This is a genomic window from Segatella oris (assembly GCF_900637655.1).
In the GTDB taxonomy this organism is placed as follows: Bacteria; Bacteroidota; Bacteroidia; order Bacteroidales; family Bacteroidaceae; genus Prevotella; species Prevotella oris.
Genome location: NZ_LR134384.1, coordinates 2,959,444 through 2,973,007 on the forward strand (window position 1 = coordinate 2,959,444; position 13,564 = coordinate 2,973,007).

A 13,564-nucleotide genomic window follows, 5' to 3' on the forward strand; every position below is an offset into this window, starting at 1 on the left:
TCGCCTTCGCTCATGACTTGCAAACCCACAAAACAAGACAAAGCAAAGGTTGAGGACTTCTGTCATCGCGCCATTCATCTGCTTTTTCAATACAACTCCCTTAACACTTTCAACGATTTCAGCTCGGGAAACTTTGGGATATGCAAGCGGTAATAGGTCAAAACGATTTCACAGAAGCGGTTCCTGTCGGCATGCGACATCTTAAAAAGGTGCATGTTGGCATAATCCATGCGCGAAAACGTGGCCACAAGATTAGCATCTGACGGGGCGAGAAAGTCGCGATGTGTGGGCATAGTGCATGAGTAGCAGCCACTGCGCATGTCAAAATAACACCCTTCCTCATAAGCTTCAAGGTTGGGATAGAACCCCAAAAAGCGCAACAAATGCACGATATAGACAAGGTGGAAATTGGAAAATGTGGTGCCACAGCTGTCAAGCCATTCAATACTTGAAACAATATAGTTGAACAAAGGCGCATTGGTTTGTTCGTCACGCGTGGCATATGCCGTCAGTTCGGCAAGGAAAAACGAGATAGAAAGCTTATAGGAATCAAAAGGTATTGACCCCAACGGGTATGCAATCCCTACATGAATAAAGGTTTGAATCGTAGCTTTCTGACGATAATCATATTCAACATCGAGCACGGCAAAAGGCTGGAAGTATTGCTTTTTGACTTTCGCTCTCGGCGAGTTTGATATCCGTGCAGCAAACGTTACACGTCCCTGTTGCTCGGTAAGCAAATCAATCATCATTTTGTTTTCGCCGAATTTGAATGCATGCAGCACTATTGCTTTCGTCTTTATCACCATAGTGGCAAAGTTAGTCCAAAAAGATTAAAAAATAACATCTATCACAAAATATTTCAATAAAAGTTTGGTGAGTTCGAAAAATAACGCTAACTTTGCACCCGCAAAATAAGCCTCATGGTCCCTTCGTCTATCGGTTAGGACGAGAGATTTTCATTCTCTAAAGAGCAGTTCGACTCTGCTAGGGACTACAAGTAAAATAAAATAGAAGTAAACAGAAGATGGCAAATCACAAATCATCAGTAAAGAGAATCCGTCAGACGAAGACAAAGACGCTGCATAATAAGTATTATGCCAAGACAATGCGTAATGCTGTTCGTAAGCTTCGCGCAATCTCTGACAAGGATGAAGCAGTCAAGTTGTATCCTGTAGTACAGAAAATGCTTGATAAGTTAGCAAAGACTAACATCATACATGCAAACAAAGCAGCCAACATCAAGTCTGGTTTGGCTCTTCATATCAGCAAGCTCGGCTAATCATAGCAGCGCTTACGAGTCTGTAAAGGTCGTAGTTCCCAAGGGAATTGCGACCCTTATTCGTTTATATCCACAATGACTTTGCAGGCTCATCATCATGAAATTTCAACATCTTATCCCCCACATGACAAGCTGCTGGAAGTCTGCAGATGAGAGCAGACACTATCCCCTTGGCATTCATATCCCAAGAAACGAATAATGTGTTAATATTCATCACGAATGTTTACAATTGCTCTCAAATGCTTTGCAAATTCAGAACAAAGCATATCCTCACTCAAAACACACCCCACTTTCTATCTTTTCGCAACATATTGAGCATCAAAGTGTTACAAAAAACCATTCAAATTCAAACAAAAGATAACAACAAAAGACCATGTCATTTGCATCAAATTACGTGACAATCTGCATGAGGTTACCATGCAATTTGATGCAAACAGCGTTGTGTTTTGCGTCAAGTTACAACGCATGATGAACGGAATTGCCCACCAAGAACGCCGAAATGGAACAACAGCCTCTGTTTTCCCGCTTCTTTTTCTCTATTTGGTGCAGCCACGAAATGTTAAAAACAAGCAACAATCTTTACAGGAAAGCAGAGCTTTCTCACGATTACATCCACGTTCAACACAATGAGACCAAGATACAGGAGCATGCCGAAAAGCCTCTTTTTTCCTACGTATTTCCATGCTATTCCTTTCTTCTTGAGAATCAACTGCAAAGCCCTTTCACATTAATGTATTTTAGCGTATAAAAGTTTCGCTGTCTCTATCTTTTTTAGTATCTTTGCAATTAAATCACATTTTTGAAGGAAATGGCAGAAAATCAAAACTCCGAGGCAAATTATTCTGCCTCGAATATCCAAGTCCTTGAAGGGCTTGAGGCTGTTCGTAAGCGTCCGGCCATGTACATTGGCGACATCAGTGAGAAGGGACTTCATCATCTTATCAACGAGACAGTGGATAACTCTATCGATGAAGCTATGGCAGGTTACTGCACAGATGTTGAGATTACGCTCAATGAAGACGGCTCCGTTACCGTTGAAGATAACGGTCGTGGCATCCCCGTTGATGAGCATAAGAAACTTCATAAGTCGGCTCTTGAGGTCGTTATGACCGTGCTTCATGCCGGCGGTAAGTTCGATAAAGGCTCTTACAAGGTCAGCGGTGGTCTGCATGGTGTGGGTGTAAGCTGCGTGAATGCACTCTCTTCGCACATGCTTTCGCAGGTTTTCAGAGATGGAAAGATATATCAACAGGAATACGAAAAAGGCAAACCGCTCTATCCGGTCAAAGTAGTTGGGGAAACAACTAAGCGTGGAACCCGCCAACAATTCTGGCCGGACCCGACTATTTTCACTACAACGACCTACAAATGGGACATCGTTGCCAGCCGAATGCGTGAGCTTGCATACCTCAATGCGGGTATACGCATCACGCTTACTGACCTCCGTCCCAATGAAGAAGGCAAGACCCGACAGGAAGTTTTCCATGCAAAAGACGGACTGAAAGAGTTTGTTCGCTACGTAGATCGCCACCGCACACATCTCTTCGACGATGTGATTTACCTGAAAACAGAGAAGCAAGGCATTCCAATTGAAGTGGCTATCATGTACAACACCGATTATTCGGAGAACATTCATAGCTATGTCAACAACATCAATACGATTGAAGGAGGTACTCATCTGACTGGTTTCCGCGCCGCACTGACCCGTACTTTGAAGGCTTATGCCGATGCAGAACCTACCATTGCCAAGCAGATTGAGAAGGCAAAGATAGAGATTGCTGGCGAAGACTTCCGTGAAGGACTCACTGCCGTGATATCCATTAAGGTGGCAGAACCGCAGTTTGAGGGGCAAACAAAGACCAAATTGGGCAACAGCGAGGTATCAGGAGCCGTGCAACAAGCCGTTGGTGAGGCCCTGTCAAACTATTTAGAAGAACATCCTATCGAGGCAAAGAAGATTTGTGAAAAGGTGGTTTTAGCCGCAACAGCACGCATTGCAGCTCGCAAGGCACGTGAAAGTGTACAGCGAAAGAGTGTGATGACAGGTGGAGGTTTGCCTGGGAAACTGGCCGATTGCTCTAATAAAGACCCGAAAGAATGCGAGATATTCCTCGTCGAGGGAGACTCTGCGGGAGGCTCTGCCAAGCAAGGTCGCGATCGTTACACACAGGCAATTCTGCCGCTTCGAGGTAAGATTTTGAACGTAGAAAAGGTGCAATGGCATCGTGTTTTCGAAGCCGAGTCGGTCATGAATATCATTCAGAGCATCGGCGTCCGCTTTGGTGTTGAGGGCGAAGATGACCGCGAAGCCAATATCGATAAACTGAGATATGACAAGATTATCATTATGACCGATGCCGATGTCGACGGTTCTCACATCGACACTCTCATCATGACACTCTTCTATCGCTTTATGCCGAAGGTCATTGAAGACGGACATCTCTACATCGCTACACCTCCATTGTACAAGTGTACCTATAAGAAAGCGAGTGAATATTGCTACACGGAGCAGCAGCGTCAGGCTTTCATTGACAAGTATGTTGAAGGAAAAGAAGACGACAAGAGCCTGCACACACAGCGCTACAAAGGTTTGGGAGAGATGAATCCCGAGCAGCTTTGGGAGACAACCATGGATCCGAAGTCGCGCCTCTTGAAGCAGGTGACCATACAGAATGCTGCTGAAGCCGACGAAATCTTCTCCATGTTGATGGGTGATGACGTTGAACCGAGACGCGAATTCATTGAGCAAAACGCCACATATGCTAACATTGATGCATAAAATCTGTTACTGATCAACAAGCCATATATCCCTCTCCTCCATGCAGGAGGGGGATTTTTAATTTCAGATATGACAAAATGGATATTAGGTTTCGTGCTTTTTCTACAGGCCATCAGCTTGCAGGCACAACGCTTTCAGCCCCATTGGATAGGCTATCCTGACGTAGACTCTACCGCACAGATATGGTTTCGGCAAACCTATCTCTGCGAGGGGAGACCACAGTTTGCCATGCTTGAAGTTGTCACAACAGGCTATTTTGATCTCTATGTGAACGGTTATAATGTATCGACTGACGTCAGAATGCCTTTCCGCAAGCAAGCTTTTAACGACCGACCTATCAGCCTTTGCTTCGATATTACACGCTTTCTTCGCCCCGACAGCAACACGATTGCCGTGTGGTATAGCCCTTCATATCCTCATATTCAGCCTCGCCAAGTAGCTATCTCCTATTATGGAAGAGATGCAGAAAACCGCCCTTTCAGCCTCATTTCAGACAGTAACTGGCTTTGTCGCAAAGCAAATGTGCGGCTTGACACCACATATGACGAGATATTTCATGCCCCTGACTACAGTCAGACGCAATGGAATACTGCTGATTTTGCACCGGCCTGCTGGCAAGGAGCAGTGAGTTTAGCGGCTGACAACAGCCAGAAGACAGACTATCGCAGGGTGGCTTACACAGCCGAACACGTCACGAAGATTATCACACCCGCCTATTATGTCGTTGAAGACGATACCGTCTGCTACGAATTCAATACCGGGTTTCATGGCTATGTGCGTGTAACGCTGCGTGATGCCAACATGGGAGAACGTCTCAATATCAATGGATTAGGCTATCAATGCAGCGGAGAAATGGACGAACAAGCCTATCGGAAATTCACCCGACGCACGTTCAGAAACGTTTGGATTACAGGCGACCAACATTTTAAAAACAGCCAAATCCAGCGTGTTGAAGGTATAGAAACCGCTCCCTACCCGCACATAAGTTGGCATTAGTCAAGTCTTTTTCCTTGTGAAAATGACGGTTATAACCTCTTTTATTCTTCTTCTTATAACACCATTTTAACTATATAGACCACTTATGAAAGAACTAACTATCGGCTTTTTACTTGAAACTAACAAGGGGAGCCATATTGATGAAGACCTCCTTTTAGTCAATAACATCGCAGACTTACCCCGTTCTAATGAACCGGGACGACTTGACTTTCTGTTTTTCGGCATGTGCACTTCAGGGGTTGGAAAATACTCTTTAAATACCATCGACTATGTTGTTCTGCCCAAAGATATCCTTATCGTCACCCCCGGAGACGTCACAGACAACTATAGTTTGAGTGAAGATTTCAAGGGTATTGGCATCATTATGTCGAAGAACTTCTATCGGGAAGTGATATTGAATGTACACGAATTGTCTTCGCTTTTCCTATTTGCAAGAAACCATCCTGTATGCGAACTTGAGACCGATGAAGTCAACACAGTAGCCAACTACTTTAGCATCATCAAGCAAAAGTTAGACAACAAAGCGCATCTTTTTCGTGTAGAGACCGTGAAACTACTGCTTCAAGCCCTCATTTACGACCTCAGTAATGCAATCTATCGCATTCAGAAGAACGACAAACACCACTCTTCCCGCCTTGAAAAGATATTCTTCGATTATGCCAAACTCGTTGAAAATCACTTCCGTTCTGAACGTCGTGTAGGTTGGTATGCCAAGCAGTTGAACATTACTCCAAAGTATCTTTCAGAGGCTGTAAAGGCTATCAGCCACCGTACTCCCAATGAATGGATTGACTATTACACGATACACGAACTGCGCATCATGCTGAAAAGCACTGCAAAAAGCATCAAAGAGATTGCTGTCGAGCTGAACTTCCCGAACCAAAGCTTCATGGGAAAATACTTTAAAGACCACGTTGGTGTGTCGCCTTCTGAATACAGAAAAGTATAGGTTTGTAAGATCTTGCATCGACAGGAAAGCAAGACTGGCAATTTAAATGCTTTGACATACAACGTAGTTTGAAGATTTTCTTTACCTTTACACCCAACATTTGGAAAAGAAAAAATAACAAGAAATGAAACAACTAAACACCAACAAGGGCCTTTGCAAGCTGCTCTGTCCCCATTTCCCATTACCGTTTCAATATATTCAGGTACGAAAATCAATCGTCATTAAATGTATTTCGTTCTTCGTTTTCATGATGATTTCAATGCCGACACAGGCCCAGATGCTCTTCTCCGAGAACCTTACAATGGAAATAGACAGCACAAAAACCATACAAGGGTCATTGCAACCGGTGGTAGATTTCAAGACAGAGAAAGAGAATGTACTTACCCTTAAGAACACAGCTAACCTCAATCTGCTGATTAAAAAGAGTCGGGTTATAAATCTTATCAATAAACTTGAATTCTCAACTTACGGTAAGAAGATCACCGTAAGTGGAGGCTATGTGCACGCAGAATATCGTTATCTGCTCCATCATGCCTTTGAAGTTTATCCTTACGTAGAGTCACAATGGGCAGGAAGCCGTGGCATGACATTCAAGATTTCCTCGGGAGTTCAGTCCCGATATCGCCTCGTCAACACCGAGCACTGCCTCATGTTTGCAGCTGTCGGCCTTTTCTATGAGTTTGAAAAGTGGCAATATCCCGACCCACCTGCAGGCATAAGCGATTATGCTTACAGCCGAAGTGTGAAGAGTCATCTGTCACTTAGCTTCAAATATTCACTCGGAGAACATTGGGAACTGACTACAACCGCCATTCATCAAGCCAAGCCTGACAGCTATTTCAAAAGCGCAAGGTTCGGCGGAGCAGTAGACCTTGCGTATCATATCACACCGAAAATCGGCATACGTGGCACCTATCGCATCATCTACGACACCTCTCCTATCGTGCCTGTACGTAAAGATTATAACACCGTTGATGCCGGTATAGATATCTCTTTCTAAGAAACAGCCGGCCTTCTTCGCCTTTGGAGGGAGCGGGGAAGGCTTCTATTCTGCAATCATCTGCTCTATCTCTTCAGCTGCCTCACACAGTTCTGCATACCATTCTTCGCCAAAACGCCGGATAAGTGGGCCTTTCAAGAATTTATAAACAGGAAGATTGAGGGCTTCACCCTTTGCAACTGCATCCTTACATATCTTCCACTTATGATAGTTTATGCCTACAAGTCCATGACCAAACTCCTTGGCACGTATCGGATAAAGAGCGCAGGAAATGGGCTTTATGAAGCGTGTCTGCCCGTCACGGTAGGCACGTTCGAGTGCACAAAGACAACAATCGCCCTCATAACAAGTAAAAACACAATCCTTACCTCCTACAATACTCGTCACCAAATCGCCTTCAATATCCGTGTAGGCCACGCCTTGTCTGTCGACAACAGCCTGTGCCGAAGCACTCATATCGCCCCAAATGGTGTCTAAAGCATCCTCAATTTCTCCGATTTCATCAAGCGTAACAGGTGCTCCGGCATCGCCTTCTATGCAACAAACTCCCTTGCATTTCTCCAAATCACAACAGAACTTCTCGGTAATAATGTCGGGAGAAACCAACACGTTTCCCACCTGTATAATATGCAAATCCTCTTTATTCATAATGTTGTTTGCAGTAATTGGCCGATTCAGCCATGACAGAAAATGTCTGGTGTAGACATTCGAAGTATAACAAAATGGGCTATAAGCCTGCACTTCCTCCCCCGAGGAGAGGGCTGGGAAGGGGTTTCTTACCACTCTATTTCCTGTTCTCCCCTACCTCTTAAGTATTCATTACATCTTGAAAACTGATGATTTCCAAACCATCCTCCACGGTTAGCGGAGAGCGGAGAAGGATGAACAGACTCCAAAACAAGATGTCGGTTTTGATCTATCAGATACTTTTTGCTGCGGGCAAATCCACCCCAAAGCATGAAAACAAGACCGTCGCGATGATCGCTCAAAGCCTTGATTGCAGCATCGGTAAACGTGGTCCAGCCCAATCGTTGATGACTGTTGGCCTGATGAGCACGCACAGTCAACGTGGCATTCAAGAGCAGAACGCCCTGCTTGGCCCATCGTGTGAGATCTCCATTTCGCGGCATCGGCTTGCCAAGATCCATTTCAATCTCCTTAAAGATATTGATAAGTGAAGGGGGCATCACCACACCTTCGGGCACAGAAAAGCTCAAACCCATGGCTTGACCAGGCTCATGATAAGGGTCTTGGCCTATGATTACCACCTTCACTTTATGGAAAGGGCAAAGGTTGAAGGCGTTGAAAATCAGCTTTCCCGGCGGATAGCACGTGGTATGCAGATATTCTTCGCGCACCAATTTGGTTAAGTTCACGAAATAGGGTTTATCGAATTCCGCGCCAAGATAGGGCTTCCAACTCTCTTCAATCTTTACCATTGCACATTTATTTATTGTCAGATATCAAGCATTCTCCCGTCATGTCAGCAGGCTGTTCCAAGCCCATGATGTGCAGAATTGACGGAGCAACATCGGCCAAACGGCCATCTTTCACAGTGGCAGAGTTATTATCTGTCACGTAAATAAACGGCACGGGGTTCAGCGAGTGAGCAGTGTTTGGTGTGCCATCTTCGTTGATTGCATTGTCAGCATTACCGTGATCAGCAATGATAATCACCTCATAACCGTTGGTTTTAGCTGTCTCAACGACCTCCTCTACACAGTGGTCAATGGCCCAGACTGCCTTTGCAATAGCATGATATACACCTGTATGACCCACCATATCACCGTTGGCAAAGTTGACAACAATAAAGTCATACTCCTGTGTGTTGATAGCACCGACAAGCTTATCCTTAACCTCAAAGGCACTCATTTCCGGCTTTAAGTCATACGTAGCTACCTTAGGAGAAGCCACAAGAATACGATCTTCGCCCTCAAAAGGCTCCTCGCGACCGCCATTAAAGAAGAAAGTTACATGGGCATACTTCTCTGTTTCAGCCGTATGAAGCTGCTTCTTACCTAATCGGGAAAGGTATTCTCCGAGTGTATCTTGCACGTTTTCCTTCGGGAAGAGCACCTTTACATCCTTGAAATTCGGGTCGTATGGTGTCATACAATAATACTTCAAACCCTTCACAGTCGTCATACCTTCTTCCGGCAGATCCTGCTGAGTAAGCACTTCCGTCAGCTCCTTTGCACGGTCATTACGGTAGTTAATGAAGATAACGACATCGCCTTCTTCAATCGTTCCGTTGACTTTGCTGTTGTTGATTGCCTTGATAAATTCATCGGTCACGCCCTCGTCGTAACTCTCCTGCATGGCTTTAACCAAGTCATCGGCCTGTTTTCCTTCGCCCTTCACAAGCAAATCATAAGCCTCTTTCACGCGGTTCCAGCGTTTATCTCGGTCCATTGCATAGAACCGGCCAATGATACTTGCGATGTGAGCACCATTCTTCTGGCAGCATTCCTCTACGTCTTCGATGAAGCCCTTGCCGCTTCTTGGGTCGGTATCTCGCCCATCCATGAAGCAATGCACATATACATCTTTGAGCCCATATTCCTTACCTATCTCTATCAACTTGAAGAGATGATTGAGTGAAGAGTGCACACCTCCCGTTGAAGTTAAGCCCATCAAGTGGAGCTTCTTGCCCGTCTTTTGGGCATAAGAATAAGCTTCAACAATGCCTGGGTTCTTCAAGATGTCACCGCTTTCGCAGGCTTTATTGATCTTCACCAAGTCCTGATAAACCACTCGGCCGGCACCGATATTGAGGTGACCAACTTCAGAATTACCCATCTGTCCGTGGGGAAGACCTACGTTTTCGCCTGAAGCCTGAAGCTGAGAATGTGCAGAAACTGCATTCAGATAATCTAAATAAGGTGTCGGAGTATTATAGATAACATCACCCTTACCATGCTTTCCGATTCCCCATCCATCGAGAATCATCAATAACGCTTTCTTTGCCATAACTTATATAAACTTAAAATTCTGTTTCCTGTATGCTGCAAAGTTACTGCAAACGAGTGAGATTACAAAGAAGAACGGCCCGTTTTTTTTCGTCATCAACTTGACGTTGGCTGACAAAAACATGCTGATGTGTACTCAAAGCGATGAAGGCTGCGGTGCATCCCCAGCCTGAAGCTGTATTCTTTCTGCCTGTCTTGTCTCTCCAATCTTCACACAACGCTGCTTGGAACATCCCGATAAACGCCTCTGTTTTGTAAATTTTATTGGTCAAAAAAGGCCTCTTTCAGAAGTTACCTTTTAGAAAAAGAAAGCGCATAAACAAGCCCAAATCGCGCCTTTCAAATCAAAAAGCAATGCCGTTTCTGACACATTATCCTGCAACCTGCATCACTTTGGCTTGCAATCTGCATCAAAACACCACGTCTTCTGCATCAAGACAGCATGCAAAGTGAGGCAAAACACGATGCAATATGCGTCAAAACAGCAATAAAATCAACATGATTTCAGCCCTGAAAACAACTGATATTACATAACAACCTGATAGCCAACGCATTACTTAAAAGGCTCAAAACTCGCGTATTTCGGCCCGACATAAAATGTTTTTTGAATACGCGAGCTATGCGAAAGCATTTGTAAAAATAAATAACTAAAAACCAATTCCAGTACTCCCCAAGGGAAGAAGCACTGACTAACGACACGTTATCACCCCTGCCGCATATTCTCCCATGGCACGATATCCCTCGGGATTGGGGTGCAACCAATCGCTCTGCCAATGTTTCTGCAGGCGTTCGGGGTCGTTAGGATCGCGAAGCAGCTCATCGAAATCAAGAATGCCGTCGACCTTCTCACGCTGACTGCGTATCCATTGATTTACAGTTTGGCGGGCCGCTTCATGGAAAGCAGAGTAATAGCCGGCCCCCTTGAATGGCGTAATCGTGCCGAGATAGACGCGCAGATTGCGCTCCTTGGCCTTGCGTATCATCTCTTCGTAGGCATAGATAAGGTCATTTGCCACGGTTTCGCTTTGGCCGAAAGCTGCTGCTCCGATGTCATTTACGCCCTCAAAGATAACAACCGCACGCACACCTCGCTGTGAAAGGACATCCCGATTGAAGCGTTCGCGAGCCATAAACCCAAAGCCTCCCTTCATCGTTACACGGTTGTTGCCGATGCCGAGATTAAGAACTCCGACGTCGGTCACGCCTTGTTTCTTCTGCAAAACCTCTGAAAGGATGTCCGGCCAGCGGTTTTGTGCGTTGTTGGTTGAGTTCTTTCCATCGGTGATGGAATTGCCGATGATGGCTATACTCTTGGCTGTGAGGTCATAAACATCAATGGCCGAGATGTTAAACCAATGGTCTTCACGGAACGCTTTGGCAAAACTCGTCTTGGGAGTTGACACACCCCGCAGGATATAACTCGTTGTTCGGGACCCCATGTGAACCGTAGGGACGGCGGGAGCCTTGGTATAATTAATGGTAATGGCAAGCTTTTCCAACGGTTGAAGATCGAAGTTCAACGCATCACTGAAAGCGGCCTTGCCCGCCGGAATGACGGTGTTGTAACGGCCACCAAACGTGAGATACTTCGCCGTGGCGGGCACAATAACGAAGCTGTCGGCAGCATGTGCGATGTAGACCGAGCGGATAACGAGCGGTTCACGCGAGAGTTCGTTGCTCAACTCAAGCCGAAGCTGCTTGCCACCTATCGAGACTTTTACAATCTGTCGCACCGAACGACCGCTCATGTTGTTGTTATAAGGCATGAAACTCTTTACTACAGGCTGCTGCGCTGTAGCCCAAGTGCCCACCCAGTGATTGTCTGTCACGGCATTTGCCAACTGTGCCTGTGCCGCAACAGAAATGAATAACAGAATTAATCCTACAAATCTTTTCATCTTTTTACCTTTATATTATCGCTTTGCAAAGGTAACACTATTTTCTGATTACAGGCAAAAAGGGCTGGCAAAAGCCAGCCCCAAAGCGAGAGAGAAATTTAATAATCCACACGTGGATATGTCTTTCGTCTATTTTGTGCGCTTCATCACGAAGCCATAAGCTGCAGATTATTCGCCACCTGCCCACCACACGCGCTTCGTGAAGACATACATTCCGGCATCGTTTCCGCTGCCAAAGGCTGCAGCCACATGCGGATTGGACTTCACATCACTGTCACCATAAGGCAGACAGAGCGGCCAACGGTTGGCACCTCCCGACGTATTGTTAGGGTTGGTCATGGTGACCGGATAGCTGCCGTCAATGTAACGGCAACGGCGGATGTCGTTATAGGTCTCCAATTGCTCGTCACGTGTCTGTGCAATATACTTCTGAATGAGGATCTCATTCAAGGGATTTGCCGTGAAACGAGCATTGATTGAAGTCAGATAATTCGTAATCTGAGCATCGGTAATGCTTGCTTCGATGACGCTTCCACCGGCAGTATAGAAGTCTTTTATTGAGGCGGTAACTCCCTTTTCGAATGCAGTCTTGGCGTCTGTACCTAAACGTGCCTGCGCTTCGGCAAGGATGAAATAAAGCTCTGAACTGCTCATCATGTGCAAAGGAGCAGCACCATTGTCCAAATAAGCAGGCCAATTGACATACTCTGTCTCTGAAGCTAAGTCGTCATCTCCAGGATTTGCAACCACGTTCTTGCCGAATTTGTTGTAGTTATAAATGGGTTCGCGGGGATCATTGCGGGCTGTCAGCAGTTTTTCTACCGTTGACGAACAACCTGTGTAGCTACGACTCTGGGCGTAAGCATACCAGGAGTTGTCGGCAGTCTGGCCGTTGAACACAGCTAATTCGCAGCCTTCAAAACCGCCACTGATGGCAGCCTGTGCCTCGGCAACAACCTTCTGAAGCTGTGCCGTGGTCTTGTTTACCCCATAGGTACGCAACAGATAACGGGCTTTCAGCGCGTGGGCAAATGCTGCCCACTTAGCAACTTTACCGCTATAGATAATATCATTCGCGCTGAAATCATCGGTTCCGCGGGCAAAGTTGATTTGTGCGCTGTCGAGAAGTTCAAAGACACGGTCGTAAACTACTTTCTGTTTGTCAATCTGAGGATTGGAAGTTACAAAGCATTCCTTATAGGGAATGTCGCCATGAAGGTCGGTCAAAGTGGCCCAGTTGACAGCTTCAAGCGTTTGAGTTACGCCCAAAAGATTATATTCCTTGGCATTAACTCCACCCTCCTGACATTTGTTATGCATCAGACGGAGATTGTTGAGATTGAGGTAAGTGCTGTTCCATTCGTTTTCAAACACTGCACTTCCGGCCACTTCCGATAGGTTTCGTTTCTCCACCATGCGTAATTGGTTGTTGCCGGTACCGAAGAGTTGCTCGGTATAAGAACTGACATACCAGGCATAGTTGCCACAGAGCGTGCTATAGACTGTCGCCACTTCAGCATCCGTCAGCTGGAGTTTGGCGTTGATATTGATGCTCGGGTGTGCCTCGTCTTTATTGATATGATCCATGATATCTTCAGAACAAGAGGCAAACATCACTGAAGTCAGGGCCACACCAAATATATATTTCATTTTCATAATCAATGCTCTTTATGTTTATCAAATGTTAGTCG

12 protein-coding genes are annotated in these 13,564 nt (G+C 45.6%); 5 read left to right on the forward strand and 7 right to left on the reverse strand.

Going from position 1 to position 13,564, the window contains the following annotated elements; translation table 11 throughout:
* Positions 1 to 86: 86 nt before the first annotated feature.
* Entirely contained in the window at positions 87 to 809 is a 723-nt protein-coding gene (gene recO, locus EL210_RS12520; protein WP_004378058.1) for a DNA repair protein RecO, read from the reverse strand.
* A 218-nt stretch (positions 810 to 1,027) separates the two neighbouring features.
* Here recO and rpsT point away from each other — a divergent pair, with 218 nt between their 5' ends.
* The 5 genes from rpsT to EL210_RS12545 all read left to right on the forward strand — a co-directional run bounded on the left by rpsT (position 1,028) and on the right by EL210_RS12545 (position 7,006).
* Complete coding sequence (gene rpsT, locus EL210_RS12525) at positions 1,028 to 1,282, forward strand: 30S ribosomal protein S20 (protein WP_004373650.1); 255 nt, start codon at positions 1,028 to 1,030, stop codon at positions 1,280 to 1,282.
* 808 nt (positions 1,283 to 2,090) lie between these two features.
* A complete protein-coding gene (gyrB, locus tag EL210_RS12530; RefSeq protein ID WP_018920582.1) occupies positions 2,091 to 4,061 on the forward strand; it encodes a DNA topoisomerase (ATP-hydrolyzing) subunit B in 1,971 nt (656 codons plus the stop codon).
* A 69-nt stretch (positions 4,062 to 4,130) separates the two neighbouring features.
* A complete protein-coding gene (locus EL210_RS12535) occupies positions 4,131 to 5,057 on the forward strand; it encodes an alpha-L-rhamnosidase N-terminal domain-containing protein (RefSeq protein ID WP_018920581.1) in 927 nt (308 codons plus the stop codon).
* Positions 5,058 to 5,142: 85 nt separating this feature from the next.
* Positions 5,143 to 6,006, forward strand: a complete 864-nt coding sequence (locus EL210_RS12540; protein ID WP_018920580.1) for a helix-turn-helix domain-containing protein — start codon at positions 5,143 to 5,145, stop codon at positions 6,004 to 6,006.
* 250 nt (positions 6,007 to 6,256) lie between these two features.
* Entirely contained in the window at positions 6,257 to 7,006 is a 750-nt protein-coding gene (locus EL210_RS12545; RefSeq protein ID WP_018920579.1) for a DUF481 domain-containing protein, read from the forward strand.
* Positions 7,007 to 7,051: 45 nt separating this feature from the next.
* On the opposite strand, the gene EL210_RS12550 is transcribed toward EL210_RS12545, so the two are convergent.
* From EL210_RS12550 to EL210_RS12575, 6 genes are all read right to left on the reverse strand, one after another.
* Complete coding sequence (locus EL210_RS12550; RefSeq protein WP_018920578.1) at positions 7,052 to 7,654, reverse strand: DUF3109 family protein; 603 nt, start codon at positions 7,652 to 7,654, stop codon at positions 7,052 to 7,054.
* A gap of 128 nt (positions 7,655 to 7,782) precedes the next feature.
* A complete protein-coding gene (gene ung / locus EL210_RS12555; protein WP_018920577.1) occupies positions 7,783 to 8,445 on the reverse strand; it encodes a uracil-DNA glycosylase in 663 nt (220 codons plus the stop codon).
* A 7-nt stretch (positions 8,446 to 8,452) separates the two neighbouring features.
* The gene (gpmI, locus tag EL210_RS12560; protein ID WP_018920576.1) at positions 8,453 to 9,976 is read right to left on the reverse strand and encodes a 2,3-bisphosphoglycerate-independent phosphoglycerate mutase; all 1,524 of its coding nucleotides are present in this window, start codon (positions 9,974 to 9,976) and stop codon (positions 8,453 to 8,455) included.
* 43 nt (positions 9,977 to 10,019) lie between these two features.
* Complete coding sequence (locus tag EL210_RS12565; RefSeq protein ID WP_232000370.1) at positions 10,020 to 10,247, reverse strand: hypothetical protein; 228 nt, start codon at positions 10,245 to 10,247, stop codon at positions 10,020 to 10,022.
* Between the two features lie 417 nt (positions 10,248 to 10,664).
* Positions 10,665 to 11,873 carry an SGNH/GDSL hydrolase family protein gene (locus tag EL210_RS12570; protein WP_004373621.1) on the reverse strand — a complete coding sequence of 403 codons (1,209 nt, stop codon included), beginning with the start codon at positions 11,871 to 11,873 and terminating at the stop codon, positions 10,665 to 10,667.
* Positions 11,874 to 12,041: 168 nt separating this feature from the next.
* Positions 12,042 to 13,529: a SusD/RagB family nutrient-binding outer membrane lipoprotein gene (locus EL210_RS12575; protein WP_018920574.1), complete on the reverse strand. Its 1,488-nt coding sequence runs from the start codon at positions 13,527 to 13,529 to the stop codon at positions 12,042 to 12,044.
* Between the last annotated feature and the right edge of the window lie 35 nt (positions 13,530 to 13,564).